Raw genomic sequence first — 14,987 nt, 5'->3', positions numbered from 1 at the left:
CCGGACAGATGTACAGTAGGAGCATCTCCCCCGGACCACCGTTCCCCGAAAGGACCGACGACCGCCGTGCGCAATTTTCGACATGCCATCCCGCTCGTAATGCTCACTTCAATGTTACTTGCCTTGACGGCCTGCGCACCGGCGTCACCCACCCCCGCGAACGATGCCGCGGCCTCGGATTCCCTGGCCCTGCTGACCGCGGCGCTGCCGGAAACCTTGAATCCGTTGGCGGGTTTCGACAGCAACGGCACGGGCAAGGTCAACGAATCCCTCTTCACGTTGCGTGGCCCCTCGGACAAGTTGCCGCGGATTGTTCCCCTTCTGGCGGCGGCCGAACCGGAGCTCTCCGCGGACGCACGCACGTGGAAGGTGAGGCTGCGGGAGAACATCAGGTTCAGCGACGGCTCGGCGTTCGACGCCGACGACGTGGTCGCCAGCTACCGGGCCATCCTGGATCCGGCGAGCGCCTCGCCGATTTCCGGAACGCTCTCCAACTTGGAGAGCGTGAAGGCGCTGGACAGACACACCGTCGAGTTCGGGCTGCGCGAGTCCCAGGTCTCCTTCAAGACGGCGCTGCTCATCGGCATCGCGCCCTCCGAATCGATCGCCGAGCACCAGCTCGTCGAGGAATCGACGTTGAACCGCACCCCGATCGGCACCGGGCCCTACGTGGTGGACTCCTTCACTGCCTCGCGCCTGGTGCTCGCCGCCAACCCCGGTTTCCGCGACGGGGAACCTGCAGTCAAGAAGGTCACCTACGAGGCCGCCCCGGACGACAACGCCCGCGCCCAGCGCATGGCGGGCGGAGGATTCGACGGCACGGTGCTGCCGCCCCGACTGGCCGCCACCTTTGGCGCCAACCCCGACTTCGAGCTGGCCAGGGCGACCAGCGCGGATTGGCGCGGGCTGTCCCTGCCCGCGGACAACCCGCTGACCAACGACCCCGCGGTGCGACTGGCGCTGAATCTCGGCGTCGACCGGAAGGCCCTGATCGACGGGGTGCTTGCCGGTGCCGGACGGCCCGCCTACACCTTTGTTCCCGCCGAATACGGTGAAGCGTACGAACCCGGGGCCACCTTTGCCTACGACCCGGCGCGGGCCGCCGATCTCCTGACGCAGGCCCGCTGGCTGGCCGGACCCGACTCCATGCGCTCGAAGGACGGCAAGCCGGCGGCGTTCACGCTCATGTACAACCCCGGCGACCTACTGCGCCGGGACCTGTCCCTGGCGTTCTCCGCGCAGATGCAGCAGCTGGGCATCGACGTGGGCGTGGAGGCCGCCACCTTCGACCAGGCCGAACCGCGGATCGGCACCGACGCCCTGATGCTCGGCGGCGGGGACACGCCGTACGACGTGGACACCCAGCTCTACAAGATGCTGCATTCCTCCTATCCCGCGGCCGGGGCGTACTACGACAACCCCGGCAGTTTCGCGGACCCCGCCATGGACCAGGCACTGGAGGCCGGCCGGACCTCATCGGATCCGGCGAAGCGCGCCGCCGCCTACCGCGCGGTGCAACGCCTCTACGTCGCCGATCCCTCCATGGTGCTGTTGGCGTTCATCGACCACACGTACGTGCAGCGAACCTCCACGAGCCGGGCATGGCAAGGCACCGGCACGCTGCTTGAACCGCACGACCACGGCACCGCGTGGGGTCCCTGGGTGAAGATCGGGCAGTGGGTTCCGCGCCCGTGAGCCCGTCCGCAACCCGGGAAGCAACGAGCCGCCTTCCGGCACGGCGCTCCCGCATCCCCGAGGCCTGGGCACTGATCTGGCGCCGCACGCTCGTGGCCGTGCCCGCCACGATGGGCGTCACCGCTGCGGTGTTCTGGCTCGCGTCGATCGCCCCTTTCAACCCGCTGGCCGCCTACCTCGGCTCCCGCTACGAGCAGGCCACCCCCGCCGAGCGGGCGGTGCTGGCGCAGGAGCTGGGGCTCAACGACGCCTGGTACGCGGTGTGGGCGCGCTGGTTCACCGACGCTCTGGGCGGGGACTGGGGCATCTCGCGGCTGTACGGCCAGCCCGTGGCCGAGGTCGTTGCCGAACGGCTGCCCTTCACGGCCCTCCTCACCGGCCTTGGCCTACTCGCAGCCGTGGCCCTCTCCATGGCGCTGGCCCTCGCGGCCGGCCGCCGCCCCGGCGGGGTCCTCGACCGGTTGGCCCTGGTGCTGGTCCACGTCGCCCAGGCGGTGCCGCCCTTTGTGCTGGGGTTGGTGGCCATCGCCGTCTTCGCTCTGGGCCTGGGCCTGCCGGCCGGCGGCGCCGCGGCGGGCGGCAGCGATCCCACCGCGCGGTCCTTGGCCGTGCACCTGGTCCTTCCGGTGGGCGTGCTGGCGTTGACCCAGTTGCCCTGGCTGGTGCTGAACCTGCGCGCCTCGGTGCTCGAGGCCCTGGGCTCGGACGCGGTGCTGGCCGCACGCGGCCGCGGTCTTCGTGAATCCACGATCCTGCGGGCGCACGTGCTGCCCGTGGCGTTGTTTCCCTTCATGACCGTGATCGGGTCCAGGATGGGCGAGCTGGTCACCGGCGCCCTGCTGGTGGAGGCCGTGTTCTCCTGGCCCGGGTTGGCCTCCGCGACGATCTCCTCGGCCGTGGCCGGGGACTTCCCGCTGCTGGCGGCCGTCACCGCATTGACCTGCGCCGCGGTTTTTGCCGGGTCGATGCTGGCGGATGTCTCCTACGTGCTTGCGGATCCGCGGGTGCGCGATGTCTAGGCCAAAGCTGCTGCCCCTGGTTTTGCTGGCGATTGCGGTGCTCTACGCGATTCTGGTGCCGTGGCTGCAACCCCTGGATCCGCGCGCCGTCGACCTGGCCCAGGTGCTGCAGCCGCCCTCCGCCGCTTACCCCTTCGGCACCGACCAGTTGGGCAGGGACGTGTGGATCCGGGCCGCCCAGGCGCTGCGTCTTTCCCTGCTGCTGGCGTTGCTCGCCTCGCTCTTCTCCACGGTGCTGGGCGTGGGCGTGGGAATGCTTGCGGCATGGCGCGGCGGTTGGGTGGATCGAGTGGCGATGCGCCTGGTGGACACCACCAACGCGTTGCCGCACCTGCTGCTTGCGGTGGTCATCGTGGCGCTCTGGCACGGACAGTGGTGGGCCATCGTGCTTTCGATCGCCCTGACGCACTGGACCCAGGTGGCCCGCATCGTGCGCTCGCGGTTGGTCAGCGAACGCGGTTCCGACTACGTGGCGCTGGCCAGGGCCTCCGGCGCCGGCACCCGGGCCGTCTGGTTCACCCACCTGCTCCCGGCGGTGGCCCCGCAGGCCGCCATCGCGCTGGTGCTGCAGATGCCGCACGCGATCTGGCACGAAAGCGCGCTCTCCTTCCTGGGTGTCGGGTTGCCGCCGGAGTCCGCGTCCCTGGGGCTTTTGTTGGAGAACGCCCGCGGCGGCCTGCTGTCCGGGGCCTGGTGGCTTCTGGCGTTTCCGGCCGGGATGCTGATGCTGGTCAGCTGGTCCACCGCTTCCCTGGTTGACGTCGCGCAGGTCCCGAAGTTCCGCACCTTCGGCTTCCGGCGAGCCCGGCCGAATCCGGGCGCCCCGGTTCCAACTCTCCCCGGCGCCGCCGCCTCGGTGGGTTCGGCCGCGCTGGAGACCACGGACCTGGATTTGTGGCTCCCGGACGTCGATGCGAGCGCAACCAAGTCCCCTGCCCGCATGCAGGTCCTGCACGGCATCGGGTACCGGGCGCAGGTCGGATGCATCAACGTCATCCTGGGAAGCTCCGGGGCCGGCAAGACCCTGCTGCTGCGCACGCTCTCCGGGCTGCTCCCCGCCGGGGCGGAACAGCGCGGCAGCGTCCTGGTCGACGGGCGGGCCATGGATTCCAAGGGGTTGGCCGCCGCACGCGGAACCATGCTGGCCTACGTCCCGGGCTCCGCCGGAACCGCGCTGAACCCCGTGCGGACCGTCGCGGCCCAAATGCGCGAAACCCTCAGGGCCGCGGGCCGGACGGCGTACCCCGCCCGGGTGAATGCGGCACTGGCCGAGGTGGACCTGGATCCCGGCCTGGCGCAACGCCACGCCCACGAGCTTTCCGGCGGCCAGGCCCAACGCGTGCTCTTGGCCCTGGGGTTGGCCACCGGCGCAAGCATCCTGCTCATCGACGAGCCGACCTCCGCGCTGGACCTGGCCACGGTGAACGTCATCGAGAAGGTCCTGCGGGAGCAGGCCGCGACCGGGCGCACCGTCGTCATGGTCACCCACGACATCGGGCTGGCGCGGCGCCTTGCCGACCGGGTGGCGGTGGTGGAGGCGGGCCGGATCGTTGAGGCCGGCCCGGCGGAGGCCGTGTTCGGAGCACCCACGCACGAATTCACCCAAAACCTTCTGGGGGCCGGCGCATGAGCCACGGGCCCGGACTCCGGATTGAAGACATCGCGTTCAGCCACCCGCCGGCCAATCCGCGCGGCCGCGACAGGGCAGGCACCACACGGTTGCTGGACGGGGTTTCGCTGAACGTGCCGGCGGGGGAACTGGTGGCGCTTAACGCGCCCTCGGGTGCCGGGAAATCAACCCTGCTGCGCATCGCGGCGTTCATGCTTCCCGCGGCGTCGGGAACCGTTGTCATCAACGGCACCGGATTCGGGCCCGGGGACCGGGTTCCGGCGGCGACCCGCCGGGACATCGGGGTGGTGCTCCAGTCCCCGCGCGCGGCGGCGGACCCGCGGCTGCGGCTCGATGCCCTGATCTGCTCGCCGCTGTCCTTCCGCGACGGTTTCATCCGCCCGCGGCCCAAGCGCCATGCGGGGAGGTTGGCCGAGCTCGCCGAGCTGGTGCAGTTGGACCCCTGGCTGCTGCGGCGCTTCCCGCACCAGGTTTCCGACGGCCAGCTGCAGCGCGCCATGGTGGCGCGCGCGCTGGCGCTGGACCCCTCGGTGCTCATCTGCGACGAACCCACCGCCCAGTTGGATGCGCGCACCACCAGGGCCGTCCTTGACGTGTTGGCCGGGCGCGCCGCCGCGGGGGCAGCGGTCCTGCTGGCATCCCACGACCGCGCCGCCGCGGCGAGGGTCGCCACCTCCGAGGTGTCGCTGGGCGACATCAATGCGGCGGCCGGCGCCGCCTGAGCGCCCGCCGCGAAAACCACCGGCGGAAACCCGACGTATGGATCCGGCCCTATTGCTTGCGCAGGTTCAGCGGCTTCTGGTCGCGCAGGTGGTGGCGCAGGTCGTCGATGACGGCCATCAGGACCGCGTTGATGGACTCGGTGGAGTTCGACAGCGCACGCACCGCCACCCCGGGGCCCGGCAACAGGCTCAGCCCGAGGTGCACGTGGCGCCCGCCGTCCCCCGCCACCCGGTACGCGAGCTCGCGCAGCCGCTCGACGTCCGCCTGGCCGAGCCGCGCGTCGACGGCCAGCAGCATTCCCACGTGGGTGTAGTCCTGCAGGAAGAGCAGCGAGTCCAGGGAGTCCTCCCCGGGGCGCACCAACAGGTTGTCGAGCACCGCAAGCCGCCCGTCGACGCTGACCTCGGTCCGCAGGCGCACCTGGTCGTAGCGGAAGAGCTTCCCGTCGGGGCTCCAGCCCGGGGTGAGCACCTCGCACAGCAGCAGGCTGGCCTCCGGGTGCATGTCGATCCGCGTGTACTGCCGGTAGTCGGCGCCGCGGTAGGCGATCAGCTGGTCCGGCACGTACTCCAGCACCGCGCCGGCCCCCAGCCGCACCACCATGTCCTGGCGCACGTGGCAGTCCGGGGTCTTGTAGACCTTGGTCGCCGACTGCGTGGTCAGCAGCAGGCTGGCGTTCTCCCGGACCTCGACCTCGATGCCGTAGCGGTCCCCGCCCAGGTATCCCCCACCCGGGTTCACGATCGTGTAGCAGACCTGTGCCGTGTCATCGAGGTAGTGCGGCCTCAGGATGCGCAGGGCACCCTGGTGGTACTGGCCGGTGGCGATGCCGCGCCCCGCCCGGTTCGCCACCGTGAGGCGCAGCTCGCCCACGAGCTTTTCGCCGGCGAAGGGCGAGGGGCCGAGGCCCGGAACGGAGAATGCCGTCGGCACGGTTTTCCCTAGCCCAGGTCAAGCATGAGCACCTCATGCTTGAGCCAGTCGATGACCTGGTCCAGACCCTCGTCCGTCTTGAGGTTCGTGAAGCAGAACGGGCGGTCCCCGCGGAATTCCTTGGAGTCCCGCTCCATGACCGACAGGTCGGCGCCCACGTAGGGCGCCAGGTCGGTCTTGTTGATGATGAACAGGTCCGACTTGATCATGCCCTGGCCGGCCTTGCGCGGGATCTTCTCCCCCTGGGCCACGTCGATGATGTACACGGAGAAGTCAACGAGTTCCGGGGAGAACGTGGCGGAGAGGTTGTCTCCGCCGGATTCGACGAAGATGATCTGCAGGTCCGGGTGCTTGGCCTTGAGCTCCTCGATCGCCGCGGAGTTCATCGAGGTGTCCTCGCGGATGGCGGTGTGCGGGCAGCCGCCGGTCTCGATGCCGACGATGCGGTCCAGCGGCAGCACCCCGTTGGCCGCCAGGATCTTGGCGTCCTCGATCGTGTAGATGTCGTTGGTGATCGCTGCCATCGAGATCTCCCCGTCCAGGCGGCGGGTGATGCGCTCGATGAGCTGGGTCTTGCCGGCGCCCACGGGGCCGCCGATTCCGATGCAGATGGGTTCCATGTTGACTCCTTGTGTCGAGTGTCGGTGTCGTGTGTCGATGCGCCGCGTTGCTGTCCGGTTTTCCGCCGAGGGGCGAAGGTCAGGACATGAACATGCGGGCGCGTAGGTGTTCGTGGCGCATCTGCGCGATTTCCAGGCCGGGGGCCGCGGCGCCCAGGTCTTCCTCGCCGAGGCCGAAGATCGTTTCCACGGCGTCCAGCACCGGGGCGTGCATGGCCCGCAGCACCCGCTGGCCCGCGTCCTGCCCGATCGGGATGCCGCGAATCGCGTTTTGCGTCATCGAGGTGATGGTGGAAAAGAGGTACCCGGCTATGGTGTCGGCGCAGGGCGCGCCGGCCCCCCGCGCGCAGAGCGCGAAGGCGATGCCGGGGTGCCCGGAGCACAGCCCGGCCGCCACCTGGTCCCGGTAGTCCTCGATGTCCTCGGTGGGGAACACGCTGGTGGCCACGTGCAGCATGCGGGCGCCCATCTTGACCCCGGCCTCGCGGATCTGCCGGGGCACCGCGGCGGCGTGCACCAGCTGGTCCACGCGGCGCACGGCCGCACCGTCCGCCGCCTCGTAGGCCAGGCGCACGGCCAGCCCGTCGGTGTAGCAGAGCGACTGGGCCAGGAACTTCTCCAGCCAGCGGGTGAAGCTGGCCTCGTCGTGCACCTGGCGCGTCGAGAGGTAGCTTTCGAGCCCCATCGAGTGGCTGAAGGCACCGGTCGGCAGCGCCGAGTCGGTCAGCTGCATCAGCGTGAGCAGGTGGCCCGCGGCCGGGGTCCTAGTGGGTGTGTTCGGCATGGCGGAACGGCACCGGCATCACACGCTCTTGGCGCTGGTGGGGCGTGCCGTGGTGCAACAGGTAGTCCTCGACGGTGTGGTCGTACTGCACCACCATGACCTCGGCGGCATAGTCCGAGCTTGCGTCGAAGAACTGGGCCTGAAGGTGCCGGTTGCCCAGCGCGTGGGCCACCTGTCCCATCTCGAAGATGCTGGTCGGGGCGATCACCAAGACGTCGGTGGGCAGCACCGAGATCGTGATGATTTCCTTCTCGTTGCGCAACAGGATGTCCCCGTCGCGCAGGTCCGGCCCGGGCGCCAGGCGGATGCCCAGCTCGCGGCCGTGGTCGGTGGTGACGCGCTGGATGCGCTTGACCAGGGCCGAGCTCGGGAGCACCACTTTTTCCTCGTGGAGCTTCTCCAGCTCCTGAACAGGGATGTCGCGCTTGTTGCCGACGATCTGTTCGATGATCATTGAACTCCTTGTGGAAATGCAGGGTTTGGAAGAGGAAGTGGTTAGAAGAGGAAGTAGCGCTGTGCCATGGGCAGCACGGTCGAGGGCTCGCAGGTTGCGTGGACCCCGTCGACCATGACCTTGTAGGTCTGCGGGTCAACCTGGATGTCCGGGGTTTCGCCGTTGAACTTCAGGTCGGCCTTGGTGAGCGAGCGGATCCCGTGCACCGGACGGATCACCTTGCGAAGGCGCAGCCGCTCGGGGACGCCCTCCTCGATGGCGGCCTGTGACAGGAAGGTGATGGAGGAGGAATGCACCGCGGTGCCCAGGGCGCCGAAGTTGGTGCGCAGGGTGCGCGGCTGCGGGGTGGGGATGGACGCGTTCGCGTCACCCATGATCGATTGGACGATCAGTCCGCCCTTGATCACCATTTCCGGCTTCACGCCGAAGAAGGCGGGGTCCCAGAGCACCAGGTCGGCGAACTTGCCTTCCTCGATGCTTCCGACGGAGTCCGCGATGCCGTGGGCGATCGCCGGGTTGATCGTGTACTTGGAGATGTAGCGCTTCAGGCGGAAGTTGTCCCCGATTTCCGGGTCTTCCGGCAGCTTGCCGCGCTGGCGCTTCATGGAGTCCGCGACCTGCCAGGTGCGCAGCACCGTCTCGCCGACGCGGCCCATGGCCTGCGAGTCGGAAGAGGTCATGGAGAACACGCCCATGTCATGCAGGACGTCCTCCGCCGCGATGGTCTCGGCGCGGATGCGCGAGTCGGCGAACGCGACGTCTTCGGGGATGTCGGCGTTGAGGTGGTGGGCCACCATGAGCATGTCCAGGTGCTCGTCCACGGTGTTGACCGTGTACGGCAGGGTGGGGTTGGTGGAGGCCGGGAGCACGTTGGGCAGGGCAGCGAGGCGGATGATGTCCGGCGCGTGGCCGCCGCCTGCGCCCTCGGTGTGGAAGGTGTGGATGACCCGGCCGCCGATGGCCTGGATGGTGTCCTCCACGAAGCCGCATTCGTTCAGCGTGTCCGAGTGGATGGCGATCTGGATGTCGAACTCGTCGGCGATCTTCAGCGACTCGTCGATCGAGGAATGGGTTGCTCCCCAGTCCTCGTGGATCTTCAGGCCGATCGCGCCGGCGCGGATCTGCTCGGCGAGCGGTCCACGCGAGCTGGCGTGGCCCTTGCCGAGGAATCCGATGTTGATGGGCAGGTTCTCCACTGCCTGCAGCATCCGGGAAATGTGCCAGGGGCCGGGCGTCACGGTGGTGGCCTTGGACGCGTCCGAGGGGCCGGCGCCGCCGCCGATCATGGTGGTGACGCCGGAGGCCAGTGCCACGGGGATCTGGTCCGGGCTCACGAAGTGCACGTGCGTGTCGATGGCGCCGGCCGTGAGGATCTTGTGTTCGCCGGCGATGATGTCCGTGGCGGCGCCGATGGTGATGTTCACCCCGTCGGTGATGTCCGGGTTGCCGGCCTTGCCGATGCGGAAGATGTGGCCGTCGCGCAGGGCGACGTCGGCCTTGTAGATGCCGGTGTAGTCCAGCACGACCACGTTGGTGATCACCGTGTCGGGGATGTCCTGGTCGCGGGTGAGCTGGCCGTTTTGGCCCATGCCGTCGCGGATGACCTTGCCGCCGCCGAAGACGACCTCGTCGCCGTAGTTGGTGTGGTCGTGCTCGATTTCCAGGAAGAGGTCGGTGTCGGCCAGGCGAATGGCGTCGCCGGTGGTGGGCCCGTACATTTCCGCATAGTGCTTGCGGCTCAGTTCGAAGCTCACTTGGCGTCCTCCGCTTCCGGGTTGTCGTTCGTGGTTTCGTCATCGGCCTGCTCTGCGGCCTCGGCCGCCGCCTTGTTGACGTCGGCGGGATGCGGTGGAAGCGATTCGTCGACCGGGTCCACGCCGAATTCGGTGTGGAACCCGACGCTTTCACCGCCGAGGTTCGGCAGGTCGATGTCGTAGTCGTCCACCAAGTCGGACTCCGTCACCGGGTTGATGCCGGCGGTTCCGCCGATGGCTTCGGTCTCCACCACTGGAATGGTTTCGCCCAGCGGGCCGTTGACCCGGTTCTGGAATCCGTAGACATGGCGTCGGCCGGCGAACTCCACGAGGTGGACCGTGCGTGCGTCGCCGGGCTCGAATCGCACCGCCGTGCCGGCGGGGATGTCCAGTCGGAATCCTCGTGCCGCGACGCGATCCAGGTCCAGATCGGTGTTGACTTCGGCAAAGTGGTAGTGCGAGCCAACCTGGACGGGTCGGTCGCCATGGTTCACGAGGTTGAGAATTCGGGTTTCAAGCTCACCGTTGCAGACAACGGGCTCGTCACGCAGGATGTATTCTCCCGGTTTCATTTTTCTCTCCTCGTTAACGAATGGGGTTGTGGACCGTGACGAGTTTCGTTCCATCCGGGAAGGTTGCTTCCACCTGGATGTCGGGGACCATGTCGGGGACGCCTTCCATGACCTGTTCCCGGGTGAGGACGGTCGTGCCGAAGCTCATCAGTTCCGCGACGGTACGTCCGTCGCGAGCTCCCTCGATGAGTTCGAAGGTAATGATTGCCACCGCTTCAGGGTGGTTGAGCAGCAGTCCGCGGGCCTGGCGCCTGCGCGCGAGATCCGCGGCGACAACCACCATGAGTTTTTCGTGCTCACGCGGGGTCAAATGCATCGAGGGCTCCTGGTCTACACAGTTATTGAATAGTGCACCACCCGTTATCTACAACCGGTCACTGAAGGCCGGGAGGTCCGTGGATAGGGCAAGGATAGCAGAGGAAAAGCTCCAACAGTCAACCAATCAATCCGCGCATTGTCAGGTTTCAAATGGCCCACAATTTCCGCGCTGGCACGGGGAAACGCAATGGGCGCGCACCGACGGTTTCCACCAACCGTTCGACAATTGCAGGCGGCGTGGCCGGAACGATTCCGTGGCCAGGTGTTCGTCAAAACTTCCGGGCAATCGCAGCGGGATCCGCGGCGCCCCTCCAGCACCACCTGCGCGGCTGCCTCCCAAAAAGGAAAGGACCCCGGAGCGGTCGGACTCAATGAGTCCGACCGCTCCGGGGTCCCGCGCCGGGTGGCCCATGTCGGCCTTGTCCGAATGCGCCGGGGCGCAGGCCTTAGAGGCCCAGTTCTTCCTTGCCGAAGATGTAGAGGTACGGCACGCCGGCCTCTTCTTCGATGCGTTCCTTGGATCCGGTGTCGCGGTCGACGATCACTGCAACGGCAACGACGTTGCCGCCGGCCTTGCGCACGCCTTCGACGGCGGTCAGCGCCGAGCCGCCCGTGGTCGAGGTGTCTTCGAGGACCACGACGTTGCGCCCGGTTACCTCCGGGCCCTCGACCTGGCGGCCCATGCCGTAGGACTTCTGTGCCTTGCGGACCACGAACGCGTCGATGGCGCGGCCGGCCTGGCCCGCGGCGTGCATCAGAGCGGTGCCCACCGGGTCGGCGCCCATGGTCAGGCCGCCGGCATTGGTGAATTCGATGCCTGCTTCGTCGAGCATTTCCAGCATGACGGAGCCCACCAGCGGTGCGGCCTCGTGGTGCAGCGTGATGCGGCGAAGGTCAATGTAGTAGTCGGCTTCCTTGCCGGAGGACAGGATCACCTTGCCGTGTACTACGGCGAGTTCCTTAACGAGTTCAAGCAAGCGGGCGCGAGCGGCAGTGTTGGTCATGGCTTCAATTCTAGTTTGCGGGTGCAGGTGCTTGCATCCTGCCGCGGCCGCACACCGCGTCGGGGCACGTCACCCGATTCTTCGGGAGCCGGACACCGATCCGGAAACTGGCTACAGACAGGCGAGCGGTTGCGGGGCTAGGCTGAGCTCATGAACGATCTTCGTCCCTTGGGTTACTGGCTCAAATTGGTTGACTCGCTCATTTCTGAGCAGTTCGCCGACTCCCTCGACGAGCATGGCGTCACGCGCCGACAATGGCAATTGCTCAACGTGCTGTCCCGGGGCCCCGCCACCGGCGGGGAACTCACCGCGGCGCTTTCCCCGTTCTTCGGGGAGGCCCAGGCCGAAGACGAACCCACGAGCCCCTCGGAGCACCTGGCCGAGCTGGTGGAATCCGGCTGGGTTTCCGAACAGGGCCACACCTTTGCGTTGACCGAGCGCGGCGCGGTGTCCCTGGATCGCCTGACGGAGATCGTCGACGGGATGCGCGAGGAATCAAGCGCCGGCATCAGCGCCGAAGACTACGCAACCACCGTGCGCTCCCTGCAGCGGATGGCAACAAACCTCGGCTGGGACCCGAACAATCCCCCGGCCGACGCCTGAAAAACGGCTTCCCGAATCCGATTGGGCCGTGTTGCCGATAGTTCTGCCGCACCCGAAACCAGACACGCTAGGCTAGGTGAATGCGCGAATTACAGGCCCTGATCATCCAGGAAATGGGCGTCAAGCCCGAAATCGACCCGGCGGCAGAGGTGCGTGCCCGCATCGATTTCCTCAAGGAATACCTGCTTGCCACCGGCACCAAGGGTTTTGTCCTGGGCATTTCCGGCGGACTGGATTCAACGCTCGCCGGGCGCCTGGCCCAGCTTGCCGTCGAAGAGCTGCGCGCCTCGGGCGAAAGCGCCAAGTTCGTTGCCGCGCGACTGCCCTACGGCAAGCAACTCGATGAAGCCGACGCGCAGGCCGCCATGGATTTCGTGGCCGCGGACTTCGAGCGCACGCTGAACGTGCAGGCCGGTGTCGAGGGGCTCGAGGATGCGTTCCTTGCCGCGACGGGCGCGCCGATTTCGGATTTCAACAAGGGCAACATCAAGGCGCGCATGCGCATGATTGCCCAGTACGCATTGGCCGGGGAAGAGAACCTGCTGGTGATCGGGACCGACCACGGGGCCGAATCCGTCACCGGGTTCTTCACGAAATTCGGCGACGGCGGGGCAGACATCCTCCCGCTCTTTGGGCTGAACAAGCGCCAGAACCGCGAACTGCTGCGCCACCTCGGATCTCCGCGACAGCTGTGGGAAAAGGTTCCTACGGCGGACCTGCTCGACGGGCGGCCGCTGCGCACCGACGAGGACGAGCTGGGCATCACTTACAAGGACATCGACGACTACCTTGAGGGCCGCGAAATCCCGGAGGACGCCGCCAGGAACCTGGAAGGCAAGTTCATGCGTTCGCGGCACAAGCGAACCACGCCCGTCACCATCTTCGATTCGTGGTGGAAGGTCCAGGCCGTCTCGAATCACGCCTAGGCTAGATGCGTGGAAAACTTGGAAAACGCAGTGGCTCCCGCGACTTCGCCGGACGAAACCGGGCAAACGCCGGAACCGGTTTATCCCGTTCCGACCGGGGAACTGGTTCAGCCGATCATCCTGTTGGTGGATCGTGAGGATCCGTGCGCCGAAGACCGTGGAATCGCGGTTGCCGCACTTGCCTCGGTCGGAGCGCTGCTTGCGAATCCACGCCACCCGTACTGGAAGCCCTGGGCCCAGGGGGCATTTGCCAAGAGCGTCCGCCGGGCGGACGCCAAGATGTTCGCGAAGGTCGCCGGCGAATTCCCCGACCATGCATTGGCCGAGATCGGGGACGCCAAGGCCATGGGCTTTGCCCCGATGCAGGCGGATTCATTGCCAAAGCGCCTGGCCAAGCTGCAGGTTTCGGGGACGATGCTCCCTGCGGGCGGCACCGGCGAACCAACCAGCGTGCGGATCGCCCTCAATGATTCGCTGGGCATGAGCACCGGAAAGGCCGCGGCCCAGGCCGCCCATGCACTTTTCGCCTGGGTGCTGGAGGGAGAACCGCGCGACGTCGACCGGTGGCGTGGCGACGGCTGCCGCTTGTCGGTCGAGCGCCTGGGCGCAACGGAATTCCGGCGCCAGGCCCGCGAGGCAAAGGGCCCGGTGATCCACGATGCGGGCCGAACCGAGATCGATCCCGGATCGGCCACGGCATTCGTGAAGATCGGCTAGACGAAGGCGGAAACCCCGGTCACGGCCCTGCCGACGATCAATGAGTTGATTTCGTAGGTCCCCTCATAGGTGTAGAGGATTTCGACGTCGCCGAACAGCTTGGCCATTTCGTGATCGCTGGTGACCCCGTTGCCGCCCAGCAGCGCGCGGCCCCTGGCCGCCGATTCCCGAGCCAGCCTGGTGGTGGTCGACTTGGCCATCGCAGCTTGGACCATCTCCAGCTGGCCATTGTCCTGCAGGCGGGCCACGTCCACCATCAGGGAAAGGCTGGCCATGGCATTGCCCAGGATTTCCGCCAGCGGCAGCTGCACCAGCTGGAACTCGGCGATTTGCCGGCCGAACTGCTCGCGTGCCAGCGCATAATCCCTGGCGATATCGAAGATTCCCAGTTGGACACCGGCGGCCTGCCAGCCAACCCATGCCCGTGAATGCATCAGCAGCTCGTTTGCCTTGGCAAAGCTTGTTGCACCGGGGAGCCTGTTGGCCTCAGGCACGCGGACGGAATCCAATTCAATGTCGGCGTTCTGCATGATGCGCAGGCCGATCTTGTTGCCGATCTTGGTTGCGGAAAAACCCGGGCGGTCCGATTCGACGATGAATGCCTTGATCTGGCCGTCCGCGGTATCCCGCGCCCAGACCAGCGCGAAGTCGGCGATGGTGCCCGACCCGATCCACCGCTTGGAACCGCTGATCACCCATTCCCCGCCCTCACGGGTTGCAGTGGTTGACAGCCCACCGGCGACGTCCGAGCCGTGGCCGGGCTCGGTGAGCGCAAAAGCGCCAAGTGCCGTGAAATTCGCGAGCTTGGGAAGCCACCTTGCCTTCTGCGCCTCCGACCCGAAATCGTTGATCATGCCGACGATCAGTTCGTTGTGGATGCCAACCAGCGCCGAGAGCGAGACGTCCGCGCGTGCCGCCTCGACGTAGACCAGGCCCTTGAACAGGTCGCTGCTTCCGTCGGTCTGGATGCCGCCGAGCCCGAAGGCGGCCATTTCCGGCAACAGGTGGTGCGGGAATTCCTCGCGGTTCCAATATCCGACGCTTTCCGGGCGCACCCTGTTCTGGAGAAAGGCGCGGATTCCCTCGAGCCGTTCGCGCTCGGACTCCCCCAGCAGTTGCCAGGTGCGCATCAGGTCCGCCTCGGGGTAGGGCAACGGGCGGGTGCGGATCATGTCGATGCCGCCTACGTCATGGCCGTGTTCAACGCTCAAAGGCACGGTGGGACTCCCTTGTTT

At 67.3% G+C, this 14,987-nt stretch carries 15 protein-coding genes and 1 pseudogene; 7 read left to right on the top strand and 9 right to left on the bottom strand.

Features of this window, described 5'->3' with window-relative positions; all coding sequences use genetic code 11:
• Positions 1-111: 111 nt before the first annotated feature.
• From ACFY5D_RS12740 to ACFY5D_RS12725, 4 genes are read left to right on the top strand one after another with little or no spacing between them, the layout of a single operon-like run.
• Positions 112-1,695: an ABC transporter substrate-binding protein gene (locus ACFY5D_RS12740; RefSeq protein WP_387530138.1), complete on the top strand. Its 1,584-nt coding sequence runs from the start codon at positions 112-114 to the stop codon at positions 1,693-1,695.
• A complete protein-coding gene (locus ACFY5D_RS12735) occupies positions 1,692-2,714 on the top strand; it encodes an ABC transporter permease (protein ID WP_387530135.1) in 1,023 nt (340 codons plus the stop codon). The genes ACFY5D_RS12740 and ACFY5D_RS12735 overlap by 4 nt, the downstream gene beginning before the upstream one ends.
• Entirely contained in the window at positions 2,707-4,344 is a 1,638-nt protein-coding gene (locus ACFY5D_RS12730; RefSeq protein WP_387530132.1) for an ABC transporter permease subunit, read from the top strand. Before ACFY5D_RS12735 ends, ACFY5D_RS12730 begins: the two co-directional genes overlap by 8 nt.
• Positions 4,341-5,066 (top strand): ATP-binding cassette domain-containing protein, encoded by a 726-nt coding sequence (locus ACFY5D_RS12725; RefSeq protein WP_387530129.1) that lies wholly within the window; start codon positions 4,341-4,343, stop codon positions 5,064-5,066. The genes ACFY5D_RS12730 and ACFY5D_RS12725 overlap by 4 nt, the downstream gene beginning before the upstream one ends.
• Positions 5,067-5,115: 49 nt before the next feature.
• Here the strand turns inward: ACFY5D_RS12725 and ACFY5D_RS12720 are convergent, their stop codons facing one another.
• The 8 genes and pseudogenes from ACFY5D_RS12720 to pyrE form a co-directional block, all read right to left on the bottom strand.
• Complete coding sequence (locus ACFY5D_RS12720) at positions 5,116-6,000, bottom strand: urease accessory protein UreD (protein WP_387530126.1); 885 nt, start codon at positions 5,998-6,000, stop codon at positions 5,116-5,118.
• Positions 6,001-6,008: 8 nt separating this feature from the next.
• Positions 6,009-6,620 (bottom strand): urease accessory protein UreG, encoded by a 612-nt coding sequence (gene ureG / locus ACFY5D_RS12715; protein ID WP_387530123.1) that lies wholly within the window; start codon positions 6,618-6,620, stop codon positions 6,009-6,011.
• Positions 6,621-6,699: 79 nt separating this feature from the next.
• Positions 6,700-7,404 (bottom strand): urease accessory protein UreF, encoded by a 705-nt coding sequence (locus tag ACFY5D_RS12710; RefSeq protein ID WP_387530120.1) that lies wholly within the window; start codon positions 7,402-7,404, stop codon positions 6,700-6,702.
• Positions 7,385-7,858, bottom strand: a complete 474-nt coding sequence (gene ureE / locus ACFY5D_RS12705) for an urease accessory protein UreE (protein WP_387530117.1) — start codon at positions 7,856-7,858, stop codon at positions 7,385-7,387. Before ureE ends, ACFY5D_RS12710 begins: the two co-directional genes overlap by 20 nt.
• Positions 7,859-7,899: 41 nt before the next feature.
• Complete coding sequence (gene ureC / locus ACFY5D_RS12700) at positions 7,900-9,612, bottom strand: urease subunit alpha (RefSeq protein WP_387530114.1); 1,713 nt, start codon at positions 9,610-9,612, stop codon at positions 7,900-7,902.
• A gap of 269 nt (positions 9,613-9,881) precedes the next feature.
• Positions 9,882-10,184, bottom strand: a pseudogene (locus ACFY5D_RS12695) (urease subunit beta); the annotation flags it as partial.
• A gap of 13 nt (positions 10,185-10,197) precedes the next feature.
• Positions 10,198-10,500, bottom strand: a complete 303-nt coding sequence (locus tag ACFY5D_RS12690; protein ID WP_387530112.1) for an urease subunit gamma — start codon at positions 10,498-10,500, stop codon at positions 10,198-10,200.
• 448 nt (positions 10,501-10,948) lie between these two features.
• Positions 10,949-11,506 (bottom strand): orotate phosphoribosyltransferase, encoded by a 558-nt coding sequence (pyrE, locus tag ACFY5D_RS12685; protein ID WP_387530109.1) that lies wholly within the window; start codon positions 11,504-11,506, stop codon positions 10,949-10,951.
• Between the two features lie 150 nt (positions 11,507-11,656).
• Between pyrE and ACFY5D_RS12680 the strand changes: the two genes are divergently transcribed.
• The 3 genes from ACFY5D_RS12680 (at position 11,657) to ACFY5D_RS12670 (ending at position 13,752) form a co-directional block, all read left to right on the top strand.
• Positions 11,657-12,109 carry a MarR family winged helix-turn-helix transcriptional regulator gene (locus ACFY5D_RS12680; RefSeq protein WP_387530107.1) on the top strand — a complete coding sequence of 151 codons (453 nt, stop codon included), beginning with the start codon at positions 11,657-11,659 and terminating at the stop codon, positions 12,107-12,109.
• Positions 12,110-12,189: 80 nt separating this feature from the next.
• Positions 12,190-13,035 carry an ammonia-dependent NAD(+) synthetase gene (gene nadE, locus ACFY5D_RS12675; RefSeq protein ID WP_387530104.1) on the top strand — a complete coding sequence of 282 codons (846 nt, stop codon included), beginning with the start codon at positions 12,190-12,192 and terminating at the stop codon, positions 13,033-13,035.
• Between the two features lie 9 nt (positions 13,036-13,044).
• The gene (locus ACFY5D_RS12670) at positions 13,045-13,752 is read left to right on the top strand and encodes a peptidyl-tRNA hydrolase (RefSeq protein ID WP_387530102.1); all 708 of its coding nucleotides are present in this window, start codon (positions 13,045-13,047) and stop codon (positions 13,750-13,752) included.
• Here ACFY5D_RS12670 and ACFY5D_RS12665 read toward each other — a convergent pair.
• Positions 13,749-14,924, bottom strand: a complete 1,176-nt coding sequence (locus tag ACFY5D_RS12665) for an acyl-CoA dehydrogenase family protein (protein ID WP_387531026.1) — start codon at positions 14,922-14,924, stop codon at positions 13,749-13,751. The two genes, ACFY5D_RS12670 and ACFY5D_RS12665, sit on opposite strands and share 4 nt — an antisense overlap.
• Between the last annotated feature and the right edge of the window lie 63 nt (positions 14,925-14,987).

It is taken from the genome of Paeniglutamicibacter sp. NPDC012692 (assembly GCF_042901625.1).
In the GTDB taxonomy this organism is placed as follows: domain Bacteria; phylum Actinomycetota; class Actinomycetes; order Actinomycetales; family Micrococcaceae; genus Paeniglutamicibacter.
Note: the sequence above shows the minus strand (reverse complement) of the source record. Positions and strands in the feature narration are given on the sequence as shown.

What these genes read in the sequence shown, in the direction of transcription:
- ACFY5D_RS12740 (WP_387530138.1), top strand. Translation starts at nt 112, where the DNA reads ATGTTACTTGCCTTGACGGCCTGCGCACCGGCGTCACCCACCCCCGCG.
- pyrE (WP_387530109.1), bottom strand. Translation starts at nt 11,506, where the DNA reads ATGACCAACACTGCCGCTCGCGCCCGCTTGCTTGAACTCGTTAAGGAA.
- ACFY5D_RS12725 (WP_387530129.1), top strand. Translation starts at nt 4,341, where the DNA reads ATGAGCCACGGGCCCGGACTCCGGATTGAAGACATCGCGTTCAGCCAC.
- ureG (WP_387530123.1), bottom strand. Translation starts at nt 6,620, where the DNA reads ATGGAACCCATCTGCATCGGAATCGGCGGCCCCGTGGGCGCCGGCAAG.
- ureE (WP_387530117.1), bottom strand. Translation starts at nt 7,858, where the DNA reads ATGATCATCGAACAGATCGTCGGCAACAAGCGCGACATCCCTGTTCAG.
- nadE (WP_387530104.1), top strand. Translation starts at nt 12,190, where the DNA reads ATGCGCGAATTACAGGCCCTGATCATCCAGGAAATGGGCGTCAAGCCC.
- ACFY5D_RS12710 (WP_387530120.1), bottom strand. Translation starts at nt 7,404, where the DNA reads ATGCCGAACACACCCACTAGGACCCCGGCCGCGGGCCACCTGCTCACG.
- ACFY5D_RS12665 (WP_387531026.1), bottom strand. Translation starts at nt 14,924, where the DNA reads ATGATCCGCACCCGCCCGTTGCCCTACCCCGAGGCGGACCTGATGCGC.
- ACFY5D_RS12690 (WP_387530112.1), bottom strand. Translation starts at nt 10,500, where the DNA reads ATGCATTTGACCCCGCGTGAGCACGAAAAACTCATGGTGGTTGTCGCC.
- ACFY5D_RS12680 (WP_387530107.1), top strand. Translation starts at nt 11,657, where the DNA reads ATGAACGATCTTCGTCCCTTGGGTTACTGGCTCAAATTGGTTGACTCG.
- ACFY5D_RS12730 (WP_387530132.1), top strand. Translation starts at nt 2,707, where the DNA reads ATGTCTAGGCCAAAGCTGCTGCCCCTGGTTTTGCTGGCGATTGCGGTG.